This is a genomic window from Kitasatospora sp. NPDC057223 (assembly GCF_042669755.1).
In the GTDB taxonomy this organism is placed as follows: Bacteria; Actinomycetota; Actinomycetes; order Streptomycetales; family Streptomycetaceae; genus Kitasatospora.
This window is the reverse complement of record NZ_JBHUWW010000007.1, coordinates 58,253-74,595: the sequence shown is the minus strand read 5'-3', so window position 1 is coordinate 74,595 and position 16,343 is coordinate 58,253. Positions and strand designations below refer to the sequence as shown.

Below are 16,343 nucleotides of genomic sequence, written 5' to 3'. Positions count from 1 at the left end.
CACAGGCCGGTTGGGACGGATGGCGCCGCCCGGGCGGGTACGACGGCGCGGGCGGACGCGAGGTGCTCGCGGTGGCCGCGGGGTTGCGGCCGGGCGGCCCGCCCGGTGCCGCCGGTCCGGAGCGCCACCGGACCCCCGGGCGGGGCCGGGCCGGGCGGGGCTCTGCCGGGCGCCGCGCGGGGGTCCGGGGCGGCCCGGCTGCGGGGCCGTCAGCCCGGCACGGCCACCGGGCGCGGCCACTCGCGGTGCGCGGTGCGCGGTGCGGCGGCGGTGGGGAAGACCTGGCGGACCCGTTGGACCGTCCAGTTGGCGCCGACCAGCCGCTCGGCCAGCGACTCGGCCGCCTCGGCGGCGACCACCAGTTCCACCAGGCCGGTCGGCTTGCCGGGCGAGTGATCGATGGACACGTCCTCGATGTTCACCCCGCTGTCGTGCACGGCGGCCAGCAGCCGGGCCAGCTCGCCGGACTTGTCGCCGATCACCACCGGCACCACGGCCCCGGCCGGCGAGCCCGGCTTGCCGGGCAGCCGGGCCCGGCCGGCGTTGCCCCGGCCGAGCATGTCGATCACGCTGGTCATGTCCTCCGCCCGGCGGGCCACGTCGACCACGGCGAGGCTGCGCAGGGCGCGGACGGTGCTGACCAGGTCCTCGGCGAGCTCCCCGAGGACGTCCGCCACCGCGGCGGCGTTGGACTCCAGGATGTCGCCCCACAGGCCGGGGTCGCCGCCGGCGATCCTGGTCATGTCGCGCACGCCCTGCCCGGCCAACCGGGAGGCCTCCTCGGGGGCGTGCTCCAGCCGGGCCGCCATCAGCGCCGCGACCACGTGCGGCGCGTGGGACACCAGGGCCACCGCCCGGTCGTGCGCCGTGCTCTCCATGACGACCGGCACCGCGCCGCAGAGCGCGACCAGTGCCAGCGCCCGGTTGAGCGCCTCCCGCGAGGTCAGTTCGCAGGTGGTGAGCACCCAGGTCCGGCCCTCGAAGAGGTTGGCGCAGGCCGCCAGCGGCCCGGAGCGTTCGCCGCCCGCCATCGGGTGGCCGCCCACGTAGCTGGTCGGGTCCGGGGCGCCGAACCGGACGGCCAGCTCCGGCTCGTGCTTGACGCTGGCCACGTCGGTGTAGCTGTGGGCCAGCCGCTTCGCCTGCTGCTCGGCCAGCACCCGGCCGATCGCGCTCGGCGGCACGGCGAGGACGGCGATGTCCACCGGCTCCCTGGGCGGCTCGGCCACCCCGCCGCCGAGCGAGACCGCGGTCCGCACCGCGTCCTTGTCGGTGTCGATCAGGTGGACGAGCACCCCCCGGCGGCTGAGCGCGAGAGCCACCGAGGTGCCGATCAGCCCGGCTCCGACCACCGCCGCGGTCCTGATCACAGTGCCGCTGCCAGGTTGCCGCCGACGAGGTCGCCACCGACGAGGTCGCCACCGACCGGACCGCCACCGACCAGGTCGGGGCGCAGCACCTGGGCGCCGCCGAGGTAGACGTGCCGTACGCCGTCCCGGTCGAGCGGGGTCTCGGCGGTGACCAGGACCCGTACCGTGCGCGGCAGTCCGCCCTCGATGTCGAGTTCCTGGGCGCACATCAGCGGCACGTCGGTCAGTCCGAGGTCGCGGGCGGCGCGGGCGGGGAAGCCGCTGCGCAGATCGGGGGTGGCGGTGAAGAAGATGCTGACCAGGTCGTCGTGGGCGAGCCCGTTGGCGTCGAGGACGGCCAGGAGCAGGGTTCTGGTCGCGTCCTGGACCTCGGCCGGGTCGTCCCGGTCGACCTGGACGGCCCCGCGGATCGCGCGCACTCAGCTCACCGCCAGCAGCGGCGGCGCGGCGGCGGCGGTGTCGACGACGGTCCGCTGGCGCAGCATCTCGGCCACCAGGAAGGCGAGGTCGAGGGACTGGCTGCGGTTCAGCCTCGGGTCGCAGGCGGACTCGTAGCGCTGGTGCAGGTCCTCGGCGACCAGGCCGGCGCCGCCGCCGACGCACTCGGTGACGTCGTCACCGGTGATCTCGACGTGGATGCCGCCCGGGTGGGTGCCGAGCTCGCGGTGCACCTCGAAGAACCCGCTGACCTCCGACAGCACCGCGTCGAAGCTTCTGGTCTTGTGGCCGGTGGAGGCGGTGAAGGTGTTGCCGTGCATCGGGTCGCAGACCCAGGCCACCTCGGCGCCCTCGGCGGTGACCTTCTCGACCAGCGCGGGGAGCAGGTCGCGGATCTGCTCCGCGCCCATCCGGGTGATGAAGGTGAGCCGGCCGGGCCGGCGGTCCGGGTCGAGCCGGTCGATCAGCGTGAGCGCCTGGTCGGCGGTGGTGGTCGGGCCCAGCTTGACCCCGATCGGGTTGCGGATGCGTGCCGCGAACTCCAGGTGCGCGCCGTCCAGTTGGCGGGTTCTCTCGCCGATCCAGACCATGTGCCCGGAGACGTCGTACAGCTCGCCGGTGCGGCTGTCGCGCCGCGACATCGCCGCCTCGTAGTCGAGGATCAGCGCCTCGTGGCTGGTGTAGAACTCGGTGCGGTGCAGCTCCCCCGGGTCGACCCCGCAGGCCCGCATGAAGGAGAGCGCCGAGTCGATCTCCTCGGCCAGCCGCTCGTACTGCTGCCCGGCGGGCGACTCGCGGACGAAGTCCTGGTTCCAGGAGTGCACTTCGCGCAGGTCGGCGTAGCCGCCGGAGATCAGGGCGCGGACGAGGTTCAGGGTCGCGCTGGAGTGGTGGTACATCCGCAGCAGGCGGGCCGGGTCCGGGGTCCGCGCCTCGGCGGTGAACTCCAGGCCGTTCACCGAGTCGCCCCGGTAGGTCGGCAGCGTCACGCCGTCGCGGGTCTCCGTCGGCTGGGAGCGCGGCTTGGAGTACTGGCCGGCGATCCGGCCGACCTTGACCACCGGCACCGAGGCGCCGAAGGTCAGCACCGCGGCCATCTGCAGCATCGTCTTGAGCTTGCTGCGGACCTGGCCGGCCGAGACCCCGTCGAAGGTCTCCGCGCAGTCACCGCCCTGCAGCAGGAAGGCCTCGCCGCGGGCGACGGACGCCAGCCGGTCGGCCAGGCTGTCGCACTCCCCGGCGAAGACCAGCGGAGGGTACGAACGCAGCTCGGCGCAGGCCCGGTCCAGGGCTCCCTGGTCCGGCCAGTCGGGCTGCTGTGCGGCGGGCAGGGCCCGCCAGGTCTCCTCCACTGGGAAGGACTGGAACGAGGTTCCGAAAGGCATGGTGACTCTCCGGCTCGTGGAGTGGCTCGGGACGGTGCTCGGGGCAGTGCTCGGAACAGGACTCGGGGTCTGGCTCGGGGGATGGCTCGGGGGATCGCTCAGGGGATGGCTCGGTACGTGCTCGCGGTGGGACCCGGCAGGTGCTCGCCGCCTGCTCGCGGCGTGGTCGGTGCGGCCCGGGGCCGCCCCGCCGGCTGTGCGGCCTGCGGGGCGGCCTCCTTCCGGACGGGTCAGGCGTGCGCGCTCTGCTCGGAGCGCAGGGCCGCCCCGGCGGTGTCCTCGCGGGCCGCCCCGGGCTGCTCCGCCCGGGCACCGGTCAGCGCGACGAAGGAGCCGAGCGCGCCGACGCCGAGCCCGGCGATGACGATGCCCATCGGCACCGCCGTACCCTCGCCGGCGAGACCGACCAGCGGCACCACGGCGGCACCGATGATGTGCTGCGACAGACCGAGCAGCGCGGCCGCCGAGCCCGCCGAGTCGCCGTGCTCCTGCATGGCGAGCGCGGTCGCCGTGGGCATCACCAGACCGACGCTGGAGACGACCACGAACAGCGCCACCAGCAGGGCCGGCAGACCGGCGTCGGCGAGGACCGCCACCAGCAGGCCCAGGCCGCCGAGCGCGGAGCCGGAGAGGCCGATGGCCAGCAGCCGGCGCGGGCCGGTGCGGTGCACGATCCGGCCGCAGACCTGCGCCGCGATGACCAGCCCGGCGGCGTTCACCGCGAAGACCGCGCTGAAGCCCTGCGGCGACAGACCGTGGATGTCCTGGAGCACGAACGGCGAACCGGCGATGTAGGCGAACATCGCGGCGAAGGCCAGCCCGCAGGCCAGGTTGTAGCCGACGAACACGCGGTCCGACAGCAGCTTGCGGAAGACCGGGCCGGTGGCCTTCAGGCCGCCGGTGCGGCGCCGCTCGACCGGGTGCGTCTCCGGCAGGGCGACGGCGACCACGACCAGCAGCAGGGCGCCGACGATGCCGAGCACGGTGAAGATGCCGTGCCAGGAGCTGAAGCGCAGCAGCTGGCCGCCGGCCACCGGGGCGAGCACCGGCGCCAGGCCGGTGATCAGCATCAGCAGGGCGAAGTACTTGGCGGCCGCGGCCCCTTCGTGGCGGTCCCGGACGACGGCGGCGGCGGTGACGATGCCGACCGCGCCGCCCAGGCCCTGGATCGCCCGCAGTGCCACCAGCAGCCAGATGTTCGGGGCGACGGCGCAGAGCAGAGCCGCCACCGTGTAGACGGCGAGACCGACCAGCAGCGGCTTGCGGCGGCCGACCGCGTCACTGATCGGGCCGGCGAAGAGCTGCCCGAGACCGAGGCCGAGCAGGCAGGCGGTCAGGCTGAGCTGGCCGGCCGAGGCGCTGGCGTTGAGGTCGTGGGTGAGGTCGGGCAGGCCCGGCAGGTACGCGTCGTTGGACAGCGGGCCGAGAGCGGTGAGTGCGCCGAGGATGGCGACGAGTGCGCCGCCGCCCTTGGCCGTGGATGATTCGGGTACGGACATGGTGATGGGTTCCCTCCGGGGTGGCCGACCTGCTCGACCTGCCGGGTGGGGCCGGCAGCCGGAGGACGGTGGTGTTGCCTTTTCGGATACGTGCCGTCAAGTGTGGCCCGGGGCAGGTCAGTAGGCGACGGATACCCGGGTGCGCAGGTGCTCGCCGCCCTCGATCTGGTCGACGAAGGCCACCGCGTAGTCCGGGATGCTGATCTTGCACTGGCCGGCCTCGTCCACCAGCAGGTCCTCGCCGCTGAGGCGGTAGGTGCCGGTGCGCTCGCCGGGCTCGATGAGCTTGGCGGGCGAGATGTACGTCCAGTCCAGGCCCTCGGTCTCGCGGTAGAGGCCGAGCGCCTCGATCTGGGCCAGTGCGTTGGCCTTCCACATCTCGGGGAAGTGCGAGTCGTCGACGACCCGGTGGCCGGCCGGGGTGCGCAGGCTGCCCGCGCCGCCGAGCGCCACCAGGCGCTTGCCGCCGGCCTTCTGCAGGCCCTCGATCAGGCCGCGGGTGGCGCCGACCAGGATCTCGCGGTCGTTGTCGATGCCGATCCGCGGGCCGACGGCCGAGGCCACCAGGTCGTGTCCCTCGGCGAGTTCGGCGACCTGGGCCGCGTCGGAGACGTCGCCGGCGACGGCCTGCACGGCCGGGTTGTCGAGCTTGCCGGTGCGGGTGACGCCCGTGACCTGGTGGCCGCGGGAGACCAGCTCGGCGGCGATGGCGCTGCCGATGTTGCCGCTGGCGCCGAACAGAAGAACCTTCATGATCACTCCTTGGATCGAGTCGTGGTGTGGCACCCGACGAACAGCGGGGCTGCTACTCGTCGAGCAGGTCCGGCTGCTCGTGGACGATCTCGTCCCAGAGCAGCTGGAAGCTGAAGCGGCCGAGCTGGGCGTCGCCGAAACCGTCACCGGCGGCGGTCGCCTGCTCGTGGGACATGTTCTCGGGCGTGCCGGCGGCCAGCGCGAGCAACTGCACCTCGGCGCAGCTGTTGTAGGTGAAGAACCAGTGGACGGCCTCCTCCAGGGAGCCGCCGACCGTGATCAGGCCGTGGTAGCGCAGCAGGATGGCCCGGTTGTCGCCGAGCTTCTCGGCGATTTCGCGGCCCATCTCGACGGCGACCGAGGGGCCCTCGTAGTCGCCGTAGAGCACCTGCTTGCCGTAGAAGGCCGCCGACTCCTGGTCGATCGGCTCCAGCAGCCGGCCCAGCGAGCCGAGGGCCCGCGAGTGCGCGGTGTGGCCGTGGGCCGCCGCCTCCGCGCCCGGGCTCAGCTCGTGGATCGCCGAGTGGATGACGAAGGCGCTGGGGTTGACCTTGTGCCGGCCCTCGACGACGACGCCCTCGGAGTCGACCCGGATCAGGTCGCCGACGGTGACCCGCTTGAACGAGACGCCGAACGGGTTGACCCAGAAGGTCTCCGGGAACTCGGGGTCGCGGACCGATATGTGGCCCGAGATGCCCTCGCCGAAGCCGTACTTGCCGAACAGCCGCAGGGCCGCGGCGAGCCGCTGCTTGCGGTACCGGCGCTCCTCGGCGGGGCCGGCGAACTCGGCGTCGCCGGGCAGCGGCAGGCCGGTGTGGGTGTCCGCCAGATAGCTGGGGGCGGTGGTGGTCATGCGGGTGGTGCTCCCTTCGACTGGTTGCGTACGGTCAGGCGTCCTGCAGGACCCGCTCCGCGTTCAGGCTGCTGACCCGCTGCGAGTGCGCGAGGACGGCGCGGACGATGTCCTGGCTCCGGTCCACCAGCGAGGGGATGCCGAAGGTGAAGAACAGGGTCCCGGCGGCGATGTTCCCGAGCGCGTACCAGCGGGGCTCCGGCCTGCCCTCGACCGCGAGCCGGCTGGTGGCGCGCGCTATGTGCAGCCCGCCGTGCGGGTGGCGGTCGGCGATCCGGCTGCGGGTCAGCGAGTTGACCAGCGGCACGGCCGCGAAGGGGATCTTCCCCTCGGAGGCGTTGACGGCGTTGACCACCGCGTCCGCGGTGAAGCCCTGCTCGGCGGTCTCCACCAGGAAGCCGCCGTCCGGGCCGGCCGAGATGTCCTGGAGGCCGGAGTGGATGGAGAGTTGGCCCGCGTCGGCGAGCCGGAGCAGCTCGGAGGCGCTGCTCGGCGGCATCGGGCAGCACAGGCTCATGATCGTCCGGTAGTGGGTGCGGAGCAGCTCGACCTTGTCCCGCTCGGAGAGCAGCGGCCAGATGTCGGGGCCGGTGTCCGGCACCGCCCGCTGGAGGATCCGCAGGCCGAGGTCCGGGGAGTCCACGGCGGCCAGTTGGCGGCGCAGCCGCTCCACCGGGTGCTCCCGGTGGGCGCCGGTGATCTCCTCCAGCACAGCGGTCAGATCGGCCCCGGCGTCGGCGAACTCCTTGCCGATCACGGTCGCGATCTCGTGCAGCCGCAGGCTGGTCTGACGCTGCGACAGCTGCTTCATCCGCTCCGGGGTGACGTGCTTCAGCTCGAAGTGCACCGGCTTCTGGCGCACGCCGGGCAGCATGCCCCGGCGGGAGAGCAGGCTGATCCGCCCGCGGTGCCCGCGGGCGGCCAGCGAGATGATGATGTCGACGGCGGTCAGGCCGCTGCCGATCACCGCCACGTGCTGGTCCGGGCCGACGGTCTGCAGCTTGTGGGTGATCGGGTACGGGTCGGCGACGAAGCCCTCGGCCCCGGCCAGCCCGTACACGTCCTTGGGGCTGTCCCCGCCGACGCACAGGACGGCGTAGTCGAACGCCCGGACCCTCCCGGCCCCGGTGCGGAGCATGGCGCGGCCCGCCGCGTGGCTGGCGGACGTGACGGGCTCGCTCACCAGGTCCACCCGCCAGCCGCGCAGCCGCAGCTTGGCCAGGCCGGCGTGGGCGGTCTGCTCCAGGTACTCGCCGTACTCGGTGCGCGGGGCGAAGCGGGCGCCGACCTGCGGGTCGAGGCCGGCCACGCCGTCGGGCAGTTCGTGGATCCGGTCCCGGGTCCGCAGCCAGCGTTCGAAGTGCCGCTCGTCCCCGGCGCGCACCGACATGTCGTCCGGTGTCGCGTTGACCCGGACGGTCGTGGTGTCCGACTGGTACGCCCGGCCGCGCCACAGGTGCGGCGAGGGTTCGAAGACCGTGAGGCTGCCCGCGGGGGTGTCCCGCTGGGCCAGTGCGTCGATCAGGCAGACGGCGGAGGCGCCGCCGCCGATGATCGCGATCGAGATCGCCGATGACATGTCAGTTTCCTGCCGCTCTTTGATGTCCGGCGCCGTCCATGAGCTTGTCTCCTCCGCTTCGGCGAACGGCTGGTGGCTGGGCCCGGTGCTCCGGGCGGGGGCATTCCAGGAGCACCGGGCCCCAGGCGGGGCGGGGGAGCCCTGTAGGGCCGGTGGTCGACTCAGCTGTGCTGGTAGTTCTCCATCGAGACGGTGTAGTCACCGCGGTTGGCGCGGTACTTGATGCAGTAGTCCTTCGGGTACCAGCCGGACTGCTGCCACGCCTGCGGCTGCGGGATCGGGAAACAGCCGTTGCTGTTCGCGCCGGTCGCCAGGCCGTCGAGGTAGGCCTTGCTGATCATCGGCTCCAGGAAGCTGATCTTCGCGTCGTAGGCGCCGTAGATGAAGGTCTTGGTGAACAGCTGGTTGTGCCACTCCGGGGAGCTCTGGTCGATCAGGTGGTTGCCCATCGCAACCTCGGACACGCCGTTGTCGATGTAGCCGGCCGGCATGTACTGGCTCGGGATCGGCTTGGTGGAGGTCGCGAAGTCGTCGCAGTTGATCGCCAGCGCGCACGGACCGGGCCGGATCGCGTCCCGCTCGGCCTTCGACTGGGTGTAGAAGTGGAAGTCGAAGTGCTGGGTGTCGTAGATGCCGGTCGGGCCGTGGCCCATCTTGTTGAAGTTGAGCAGCGCCCACTTGTACGGGATGCCGGGCGAGTTGGTGAGCGCGGCGGGCAGGTCGAGCGGCCGCTCGTGGCCGCCCATGCACTCGGTGTGCTCGTCGACGGTGCCGTTGCCGTCGACGTCGTAGCAGTGGTGCTGGTCGGTCATCGTGGCCGGCAGGTTCTGCAGCGTCTCCTTGGGGAAGACGAAGCCGATCGAGACCGGCTTGCCGGAGCCCTCCAGTTGCGCGTACGTGCGCACGGTGCCGTTGCCGAGCGCGCTCGGCGTGCCGTACGACGCGCACGGGCCCAGGTAGGAGGGGGTGTGCGAGAGCAGCGGGTCGATCGCTGCCTGCGGCAGGTCGACCGTCACCTCGGCGTTCTGGCCCGTCGTCACGGCCAGACAGATCTTCACGGTGGTGACCGCCGCCGCGTTCGCCGTGGCGCCGGCGCCGGCCGGGATCGTCAGCGCGGCGGTCCCCAGCAGGGCCACCGCCGCGGAGCTCGCCAGCAGCGGTCTCTTCAGCGGGTTCTTGGTACTCATCGGGTGCCTTCTCTGGTATCAGGAGCGGGAGAGCTCAAGGGTGTGGAAGCCGCCCTGCAGGAAGATGAGCGGAACACTGGAGTCGGCGGCGCCGAGCCGGACGACCTCGCCGATCACCATCACGTGGTCGCCGATGACGATCTCGTCCCGGTAGCGGACCTCCATCCAGCCGGCCGAGTCCAGCAGCAGCACCCCGGTGGTCTCACCGATGTGGTGCGGTGCCAGGGCGATCGCCGACTGGCGGGAGTCCGGGTCCTTGGCGAACGCCCGGGCCTGGCCCTCGGACTCGCCGTCGAGGATCGAGACGCCCCAGACACCCGCGTCGCGGAGGTCCGCGAGGAAGCGCGAGTCGTGGCGGAAGCAGAGCGTGATGATGGCCGGGTCGAGCGAGACGGAGACCAGCGAGTTGACCGTGATGGCGTCGTGCCGACGGCTGCCCGAGTCGTCCGAGAAGGTGCTGACCACGCAGACCCCGGTGGCGAAATGGCGCATGACAGTGCGTAGGTCGGTGTTCATGTGTCGCCTCCTGTGAGAGCGGGCGGGCGTCCGCCGGTGCGGACGCCCGCCACACGGGGTCAGTCGCGCTCGGCCCAGCGGCCCGTACGCCAGCCGTCCAGGTCGTAGTCGTCCATGGCCTTCTGGACGAAGTTGCCGTAGTTGTCGAGCAGCCCGGCCGCCCTGGTCCAGTTCAGGGTGTCCAGTCGGACCTGGTCGGGGCCGCCCGCGTAGTTCAGCTCGTACAGCTCGTGCCGGCCGCCGAACTCCGAACCGATCGCGTCCCAGGCCAGCTTGAAGAGCTTGGCGCGCTCCTCGGCGGTGGTGCCCGAGCCGCGGTAGTAGCGGTCGAACAGCGGCCGCAGCTCCGGGCTCTGCAGGTCGGCGTAGCTGGAGGGGGTCATCAGCAGGGCGCCGGCCAGGTGCTCCTCGAAGAAGCGGTGGGTCCGCTCCCAGCTGATCGGGGCGAGCGCGCGGTAGCCGGCCGAGTAGTCCATCCGCGGCAGGACGGTGCCGCTCTCGCCGGCCTCCGGGTCCATCGCCATGGCGGTGGTGACGGCCCAGGTCTGGTGGCGCCAGGCGAGCAGCTCGCCCAGACCGGCCTGCACGCCGCGGAACTTGTCGGTGCCGTTCAGGCGGGTGCCGCGGTCGAGGATGCCGGCCATGAACTCCAGCTTCACGGCCATCCGGATCGCGCCCTGGAAGAAGCCGCGGCTGAGCAGGCCCGAGCGCGGGAAGTACTGGTGGATCTTCTCGGTGTCCCGGTAGATCAGCACGTTCTCCCACGGGATGAACGCCTTGTCGAAGATCAGCACCGCGTCGTTCTCGTCGAACCGGCTGGAGAGCGGGTTGTCGAACGGGCTGTTGGCCTTCTTCTCGTACGACGGGCGGCAGATGATCTTCATGCCCGGCGTGTTCATCGGCGCCATGAACGCCAGCGCCATGTCCTCGGCCTTGCCCTTTTCGAGGTTGGCCAGGTGGATCTGGCCGACGAAGGCGACGTGGCTGAGGGCCGAGGCGGTGGCCATCAGCTTGGCGCCCTCGACCACGATGCCGTCGTCGCGCTCCTCGACGACCCGGAGGTAGACGTCCGGGATGTCGTGCGCGGGCTTGTTGCGGTCGACCGGCGGGTTCACGATCGCGTGGCTGATCGACAGCGCCTGCCGCGCGTACTTCTCGTACCAGGCGCGGGCGTTGTCACCGAACGGCTCGTAGAAGTCGTGCGTGACCGCGAGACCCGCCATGAAGGAGGCCTTGTAGTCGGGGGTCCGGTTCATGAAGCCGTAGCTCAGGCGGGCCCAGTGCTCGATCGCGTCGCGCGCCTTGACCAGGTCGTCCGCCGTGTGGGCCGGGGTGAAGAAGCGGTGGACCCGGGCACCGGTGTACCGGTCCACCGTGGTCATCATGTCTTTGGTGTCGGGGTGGTGCAGAGCGTCGTACAGGTGCGCCGTGGAGCGGGCGGCGTTGCGGAACGCCGGGTGCTCGGTGACGTCCTTGACGAGCTCGCCGTCGATGTAGACCTGACGCCCGTCGCGCAGGCTCTCCAGGTACGCGTCGCCGGTCAACAGGTCGTTGGGCGCCTCGGCTCCCAGCTGTGACAGGTCTATTTCGGCCTGAGCCATCGTGTTCCTCTCCCCTTCGGACATTCGGATCTGCGGTCCGGGTCTTGGCACTTACGAAGCTAGGCCTGCGTCCCCCCGGGTAGTTGACCTGCTGCGCACGGCCTCTTTCCGGTCCGCGCACACCCTCCGGCCCGCCGTTTCCGACCTCGTACGGGCGACGACATAGTGCTCAGGTGTACGACCGCCCTCCCGCCCAGGAACGGCGGCCCGAGCCGGCCGACGGGAAGCACCATGCAGCCTCACAGCACCCTGCTGACGAAACCGGCGGACGACCGGGAGACCCTGCTGGACCTCGCCCTCGGCGGCCCCGCACCGGGCCAGGGCTGGCGCGGCGCGGGCACCGGCCCGCAGCTCGCCCGCACCCCGCACCCGCAGGACCGGCGCCCGCTGCTCGGCGAACCGCTGGCACTCGACCTGCTCAACACCAGATGGGACGACGCGGCCGGCCCCGCCGACCTGCTCGCCGACCCGGACGGCTACCGGATCTGGCTCGCCGGCGCCGGCCTCGCCGGCCTCTGCGACGACGGACCGGACGCCCTCACCGCCACCCGGCACGCCCGCGAGATCCTGGCGGCGGCCCTCGCCGCCCCGCACGGGCAGCGGCCCGCCGACGCCGGGCGGGAGGCCGCCGTCCAGGAGATCAACCGGGTGCTGGCGCACGGCGCGCTCCGCTCCCGGCTCACCGCGCACGGCCCGGAGACCACCGTCGAGGTCGGGGACCCGGCCTGGCTGGCGGCCTGGCTGGCCGTCGACGACTACCTGCAGCTGCTCTGCCTCGCTCCCGGCCGGATCCGCAGCTGCGCCGGCCGCCACCTGCACCCGCGCTACTTCTACGACACCTCGCGCAACGGGCTGCGCCGCTGGTGCTCGATGGCGGAGTGCGGCAACCGCGCGAAGGCCGCCCGGCACTACCGGCGCGGGCGCGGCGGCCCGGCGCCCGCCGGCACCTGACCCGGACGGCGGGTGCCCGGCCCGGACGGCGGGTGCCCGGCCCGGACGGCGGGTGCCCGCCGCGCGCGGCTCCGGCCGGGCACGCCGAGCAGGCCACCGGGGAGGTCCCGATGGCCTGCTTCGGTGGGCACGGCCGGAGCCGCGCGCCCGCACGGCTGCTACTGGCGCGTGAGGGTGGCGCTGTGGAGCTGGCCGAGACGCTGGCCGGTGGCGGTCGCGAAGGTGAAGTACACCTTGACCGTGTTGGTGGTGAAGTTGAGGACGTGGCTGACGGTGACGCCGTTGGGCTCCACCCACGAGGTGAAGTAGAGGTTCCACCCGACCACGGCGGTCGCCAGCGGCGCGTCGAAGACCTCGCCCACGCCCTGGCCGGCGACGGTCTCCGAGTGCAGCGCGGTGCCGTCCGCGGAGTAGGTGTTGCGGTAGACGTTGCCGTTGTCGACGGTGACCAGGTAGGTCTTGCCGGCGAACGGCGGCAGGGCGGTGCGGGCGGTCGAGGCGGTGGCGGACGCACTGTCGTCGGCCGAGGCCTGGCCGGCGGCGAGGGTGACACCGGTGGCCGAGATGGCGATGGCTGCGGCGACGGCGACGAGACGGCTCTTCATGGGGTTCCTTCCGGGGCGGATCGCTGGCGGTGGCTCGAAGCTAGCGACGGGCGGGGCCCCGGTATTGCGGCTCCGCGCACCGGCCTTCGCGGATCCGCGCACGTCCCGGATCCGGGCTGGTGGGGTGCTGCCGCGCGGGCGCGGTCCGGCCCATCAGAGGTACCGATGAGCTGTTGATACCGCCCGGAGAGGTTTGTTTCCATCGGGTGAGCGCCTCGGCGTGCGCCCGGCGAGAACGGGCTGATGCCGCGCGGGCGGAGCTCGACCGTCCCCATGTCCCCACCGATGGATCCGACCGGGCTAACTCCAGCCCGCTGGAACGGAGTTAGAGATGATCAAGCTTCAAGACGCCCTGCGGCACGCAGCTGAACGGCCAGATCACATCGCCCTGGTCGACGGAGGACGCCGAATCACCTGGTCCGAACTGGCCGACGAGATCGCCAAGGTGGCCGGCGGACTGGCCGGGACACTGCCGGCGGGCCGGCCCGCCAGAGCGGCGTTCCTCTGCTGCAACGGCTGGGAACTGGTCATCGTGACGGCCGCCTTCGAGACCCTGGGCGTACCCGTCACCGGCCTGGACTTCGAGGAGAGCGCAGAGGCCACCGCCGACGCGCTGGATCAGCTCGCGCCCACCGTCGTGGTCAGCAGCAGACTGCACCGCCCGCTGCTCATCGACACCGGCTGGCACGACCGGGAGGGCGTGCTCCAGGTCCATCTGCACGGCGTCGGCGAGGAGTTGGCCGCGCCCGAACCGATCGTCAAGGACCCGCAGGCGGGCGAGCCGGTCGCGTACTCCACCCTCGCGGCCGCCCAGAGCTCGGTGACCACCCCGCTCACCCAGCCCTTCGAGTCCTTCGCGGTGAGCTACGGCGCCGACGGCGCGGCCCGGCTGGTCGTCCGGCACAAGTCCTCCGAGGCCCGCCGGCAGGCCGAACTCGTCGACGAGTTCGGCCTCGACGAGCACGACACCTACCTCGCCACCGTCCCGATGCACCACGCCTCCAGCCCGGGCTGGGCCCGGATCTTCCTCTCGCTCGGCGGCACCCTGGTGCTCGGCCCCTACCACGACCTCGACGAGCTGGCCCGGCTGATCGTCGAGGAGAGCGTGACCGCCACCCTGATGGTGGCGCCGGTGCTCTCCCGGCTGCTCGCCTCGCCCGCCTCCGCCGAGCTGTACGCCACCTCCAGCCTGCGTCTGGTCCTCACCGGCGGCCAGCACCTCAACCGCTGGATCGTCAACGAGGCCTGGGACCGCCTCGGCCCGGTGCTGCACCACTACTACGGCTCCACCGAGACCGGACTGGTCACCGTCCTCGGGCCGGACGAGCTGCAGATCTCGCCCTGCCGCTCGGGCCGGGCGATGCCCGGGGTCACCATCGCGGTCCTCGACCCCGAGGACCGGCCGCTGCCGCCCGGGCTCCGCGGCCGGGTCGCGGTCGCCGGCCCGCACGTCATGGACGCCTACGGCGACGGCCCGGCGCCGACCACCGTGGTCGACCTCGGCGACGGCCTCGGCCGGCGCACCTTCCTGCCCACCGGGGACACCGGCGTCATCGACTACGAGGGCCGGCTGGAGCTGACCGGACGGACCGCCGGCGTGCCCGTCGCGGGCCCCGCCGACGAGCGCGAGCTCGGCATCCTGCGGCTGGAGGCCGAGCTGCTGCACCAGCCCGGCGTCCGCGACGTCGCCGTGCTCCGGACCGCGCTCCCGGACCGGGGCGAGGTACTGGCGGTCCCCTTCGTCCCGGTCGCGGCCGACCTGGAGGCCACCGCCCACCGCGCCCTGACCGCCACCTGCGCCCGCCGGGCACCGGGGCTGCCGGTCCACGTGGTGGCGGTGACCGCCATCCCGTACAGCCCCACCGGCAAGATCCGCACCCGCGAGCTGCTCGCCGAGGCACTGCCCCTGATCAACCTCCACCTCCACCTGGACGAGCAGTCAGTTAGGGAGATCTCCGCATGAGCACGATGGATGCGCCCTTCACCGAGGACGAGGCCGTACTGAGGGCCGACCTCGCCGCCCGCCTGCACTCCCTGGACCGGGCGCTCACCGAGCTCCCCTCGGCCCGGCAGACGGCCCTCCTGCTGGCCGACCTCCCCGACCACGGGGAGATCCTGCTGGTCGCCTTCGTGCCGGCCGATCCGGAGCGGGAGCAGAGCACCCAGCGCGCGGCCCGGTCGGCCTGCGCACGGCTGGTGCCGGCCCTGCCCGCACGGGTGATCCCGGTCGACGACATCCCGTACACCCTGGACGGGGAGCTGCGGGCGCAGGCCCTGTTCAGCGAGATGCTGCCGCAGCTGGCGCGCGACCTGATGCTGCCCAGCGAGATGTCGGCGTGATCCGGCGCCCGCGGCCGGCGGCCCGGCAGCTCCGGGGCGCCGGCTGCGGGCGAGCCGCCCGGCACGACCCCGTGGCGGCCCGGTAGTGGACATCCGGGTCCGCTGCCTGCGCCTGGAACCCGGCCTGGTACTGACGATGGCCGCTCCGGCGACGGGCACCACCCTGCCCCCGCACGTCCGGCCGCCCTGGGTCCCCGAGGAGGTCACGCCGTCACGGCAGTCCGACTTCGTCCTCAGCCGGACCGCCGTGATGGCCGCGCAGGCGATCTTCGAGGTGGGCGGCCTGGTCGTCGCGGACGGCAGGAGGCCGGTGTTCCCGCCCGGCCTGCGCGGGTCCATCAGCCACAGCCAGGGCCGGATCGGCGTCTGCCTGGGCACCGACCGCCCGGAGGTCGTCGCGGTCGGCGTGGACATCGAACGCCACGTCCGGCTGTCGATCGAGGGCCTCCGCTACGTGGCGACCCCCGCCGAGCGGGACTGGGTGCTGGCCGACAAGTGCCCCGGCCGCACCCTCACCGGGCTGTTCGCCGCGAAGGAAGCGATCTACAAGTCGGTCTCGGCCCTGGCCTCCCGGCCCCCCGGATTCCTCGACGTCGAACTCCGGCCGGCCGGGGACCGGACGTACCGGGTGACCTGGCCGGCGGACCTGCTGCCGGCCGGCCTGACCCTGGACGCCACCGTCACCTGTGTCGACGACTACGTCGTGGCCCACGCCGTCGTGCGGACCGACCGCGCCGAATTGATGCCCCACCGGTATCCGCCCCCGGCAAAACCATCGGGAATTTCCGTGTCCTCCACCGGCGACGCCTTCCGGGCCCGCCGGGCGGTTCTCGCCGACGACCGTTATCTCGGCGGCCGCTATCCCGGCCGGCGGATCTATCCCGGGGCCTTCGTACTGGACTCGGTATTGCGTTCCGCTGAGGCGCACTTGGGAAAGCCTTTGCGTATCGAGGACATCCCCGCCATCGCTCTCACCGGAATACTCGGGCCCGGGGACACCCTGTATCTCGACGCCGAGTGCGCGGACCTGCCGGACTCCTTCCAGGTCCGCGCGGCCTGCACCGACCAGAGCGGCGCGGCCGTGGCCACGCTGACCGTCCACTTCAAACCCTCCGGCCCGGCGGAGCCCGGCGCCTGATCCCCCGGCCGGCCCGGCCACGCCCCCCAGCAGGAGCGATCCCCCCGAACTCCCTTGCAGGCGTGCCGAAAGGAGTAGTCGGGCGGCCTGCCCCCACCCCCTACCGACACATCCGGACCGGGCCCGGG

At 72.7% G+C, this 16,343-nt stretch carries 14 protein-coding genes and 1 pseudogene; 4 read left to right on the top strand and 11 right to left on the bottom strand.

Features of this window, described 5'->3' with window-relative positions; translation table 11 throughout:
• Window positions 1-209 precede the first annotated feature (209 nt).
• From ACFUK0_RS04950 to ACFUK0_RS04905, 10 genes and pseudogenes are all read right to left on the bottom strand, one after another.
• Window positions 210-1,370 carry a prephenate dehydrogenase gene (locus tag ACFUK0_RS04950; protein ID WP_380246634.1) on the bottom strand — a complete coding sequence of 387 codons (1,161 nt, stop codon included), beginning with the start codon at window positions 1,368-1,370 and terminating at the stop codon, window positions 210-212.
• A gap of 71 nt (window positions 1,371-1,441) precedes the next feature.
• Window positions 1,442-1,789 (bottom strand): annotated as a pseudogene (gene aroH / locus ACFUK0_RS04945) (chorismate mutase); the annotation flags it as partial.
• Window positions 1,790-3,193: a class II 3-deoxy-7-phosphoheptulonate synthase gene (locus ACFUK0_RS04940; RefSeq protein WP_380246633.1), complete on the bottom strand. Its 1,404-nt coding sequence runs from the start codon at window positions 3,191-3,193 to the stop codon at window positions 1,790-1,792. It lies immediately after the preceding pseudogene.
• A 230-nt stretch (window positions 3,194-3,423) separates the two neighbouring features.
• On the bottom strand, window positions 3,424-4,692 hold the full coding sequence (locus ACFUK0_RS04935; RefSeq protein WP_380246632.1) for a multidrug effflux MFS transporter: 1,269 nt from the start codon (window positions 4,690-4,692) through the stop codon (window positions 3,424-3,426).
• A 117-nt stretch (window positions 4,693-4,809) separates the two neighbouring features.
• On the bottom strand, window positions 4,810-5,445 hold the full coding sequence (locus ACFUK0_RS04930; RefSeq protein WP_380246631.1) for an NAD(P)-dependent oxidoreductase: 636 nt from the start codon (window positions 5,443-5,445) through the stop codon (window positions 4,810-4,812).
• A 52-nt stretch (window positions 5,446-5,497) separates the two neighbouring features.
• A complete protein-coding gene (locus ACFUK0_RS04925; protein ID WP_380246630.1) occupies window positions 5,498-6,298 on the bottom strand; it encodes a class II aldolase/adducin family protein in 801 nt (266 codons plus the stop codon).
• Between the two features lie 34 nt (window positions 6,299-6,332).
• Window positions 6,333-7,877: an FAD/NAD(P)-binding protein gene (locus ACFUK0_RS04920; protein WP_380246629.1), complete on the bottom strand. Its 1,545-nt coding sequence runs from the start codon at window positions 7,875-7,877 to the stop codon at window positions 6,333-6,335.
• 161 nt (window positions 7,878-8,038) lie between these two features.
• A complete protein-coding gene (locus ACFUK0_RS04915; RefSeq protein ID WP_380246628.1) occupies window positions 8,039-9,064 on the bottom strand; it encodes a hypothetical protein in 1,026 nt (341 codons plus the stop codon).
• A gap of 18 nt (window positions 9,065-9,082) precedes the next feature.
• Window positions 9,083-9,580, bottom strand: a complete 498-nt coding sequence (locus ACFUK0_RS04910) for a flavin reductase family protein (protein ID WP_380246627.1) — start codon at window positions 9,578-9,580, stop codon at window positions 9,083-9,085.
• Between the two features lie 59 nt (window positions 9,581-9,639).
• Window positions 9,640-11,181 (bottom strand): 4-hydroxyphenylacetate 3-hydroxylase family protein, encoded by a 1,542-nt coding sequence (locus tag ACFUK0_RS04905; RefSeq protein WP_380246626.1) that lies wholly within the window; start codon window positions 11,179-11,181, stop codon window positions 9,640-9,642.
• Window positions 11,182-11,412: 231 nt separating this feature from the next.
• Between ACFUK0_RS04905 and ACFUK0_RS04900 the strand changes: the two genes are divergently transcribed.
• Complete coding sequence (locus ACFUK0_RS04900; RefSeq protein ID WP_380246625.1) at window positions 11,413-12,132, top strand: CGNR zinc finger domain-containing protein; 720 nt, start codon at window positions 11,413-11,415, stop codon at window positions 12,130-12,132.
• Between the two features lie 158 nt (window positions 12,133-12,290).
• Here ACFUK0_RS04900 and ACFUK0_RS04895 read toward each other — a convergent pair whose 3' ends face one another.
• Entirely contained in the window at window positions 12,291-12,737 is a 447-nt protein-coding gene (locus ACFUK0_RS04895) for a hypothetical protein (protein ID WP_380246624.1), read from the bottom strand.
• 331 nt (window positions 12,738-13,068) lie between these two features.
• On the opposite strand from ACFUK0_RS04895, the gene ACFUK0_RS04890 reads away from it, so the two are divergent.
• The 3 genes from ACFUK0_RS04890 to ACFUK0_RS04880 all read left to right on the top strand — a co-directional run bounded on the left by ACFUK0_RS04890 (window position 13,069) and on the right by ACFUK0_RS04880 (window position 16,215).
• Window positions 13,069-14,700, top strand: coding sequence for a class I adenylate-forming enzyme family protein (locus ACFUK0_RS04890; RefSeq protein WP_380246623.1), 1,632 nt, complete (start codon window positions 13,069-13,071; stop codon window positions 14,698-14,700).
• Complete coding sequence (locus tag ACFUK0_RS04885) at window positions 14,697-15,077, top strand: hypothetical protein (RefSeq protein ID WP_380246622.1); 381 nt, start codon at window positions 14,697-14,699, stop codon at window positions 15,075-15,077. The genes ACFUK0_RS04890 and ACFUK0_RS04885 overlap by 4 nt, the downstream gene beginning before the upstream one ends.
• A gap of 85 nt (window positions 15,078-15,162) precedes the next feature.
• Window positions 15,163-16,215, top strand: coding sequence for a 4'-phosphopantetheinyl transferase superfamily protein (locus ACFUK0_RS04880; RefSeq protein WP_380246621.1), 1,053 nt, complete (start codon window positions 15,163-15,165; stop codon window positions 16,213-16,215).
• The last annotated feature ends 128 nt before the right edge of the window (window positions 16,216-16,343 follow it).

Bases quoted from the DNA above. Each gene is read 5' to 3' on its own strand.
- ACFUK0_RS04940 (WP_380246633.1), bottom strand. From the start codon at position 3,193: ATGCCTTTCGGAACCTCGTTCCAGTCCTTCCCAGTGGAGGAGACCTGG.
- ACFUK0_RS04935 (WP_380246632.1), bottom strand. From the start codon at position 4,692: ATGTCCGTACCCGAATCATCCACGGCCAAGGGCGGCGGCGCACTCGTC.
- ACFUK0_RS04930 (WP_380246631.1), bottom strand. From the start codon at position 5,445: ATGAAGGTTCTTCTGTTCGGCGCCAGCGGCAACATCGGCAGCGCCATC.
- ACFUK0_RS04925 (WP_380246630.1), bottom strand. From the start codon at position 6,298: ATGACCACCACCGCCCCCAGCTATCTGGCGGACACCCACACCGGCCTG.
- ACFUK0_RS04920 (WP_380246629.1), bottom strand. From the start codon at position 7,877: ATGTCATCGGCGATCTCGATCGCGATCATCGGCGGCGGCGCCTCCGCC.
- ACFUK0_RS04915 (WP_380246628.1), bottom strand. From the start codon at position 9,064: ATGAGTACCAAGAACCCGCTGAAGAGACCGCTGCTGGCGAGCTCCGCG.
- ACFUK0_RS04910 (WP_380246627.1), bottom strand. From the start codon at position 9,580: ATGAACACCGACCTACGCACTGTCATGCGCCATTTCGCCACCGGGGTC.
- ACFUK0_RS04905 (WP_380246626.1), bottom strand. From the start codon at position 11,181: ATGGCTCAGGCCGAAATAGACCTGTCACAGCTGGGAGCCGAGGCGCCC.
- ACFUK0_RS04900 (WP_380246625.1), top strand. From the start codon at position 11,413: ATGCAGCCTCACAGCACCCTGCTGACGAAACCGGCGGACGACCGGGAG.
- ACFUK0_RS04895 (WP_380246624.1), bottom strand. From the start codon at position 12,737: ATGAAGAGCCGTCTCGTCGCCGTCGCCGCAGCCATCGCCATCTCGGCC.
- ACFUK0_RS04890 (WP_380246623.1), top strand. From the start codon at position 13,069: ATGATCAAGCTTCAAGACGCCCTGCGGCACGCAGCTGAACGGCCAGAT.
- ACFUK0_RS04885 (WP_380246622.1), top strand. From the start codon at position 14,697: ATGAGCACGATGGATGCGCCCTTCACCGAGGACGAGGCCGTACTGAGG.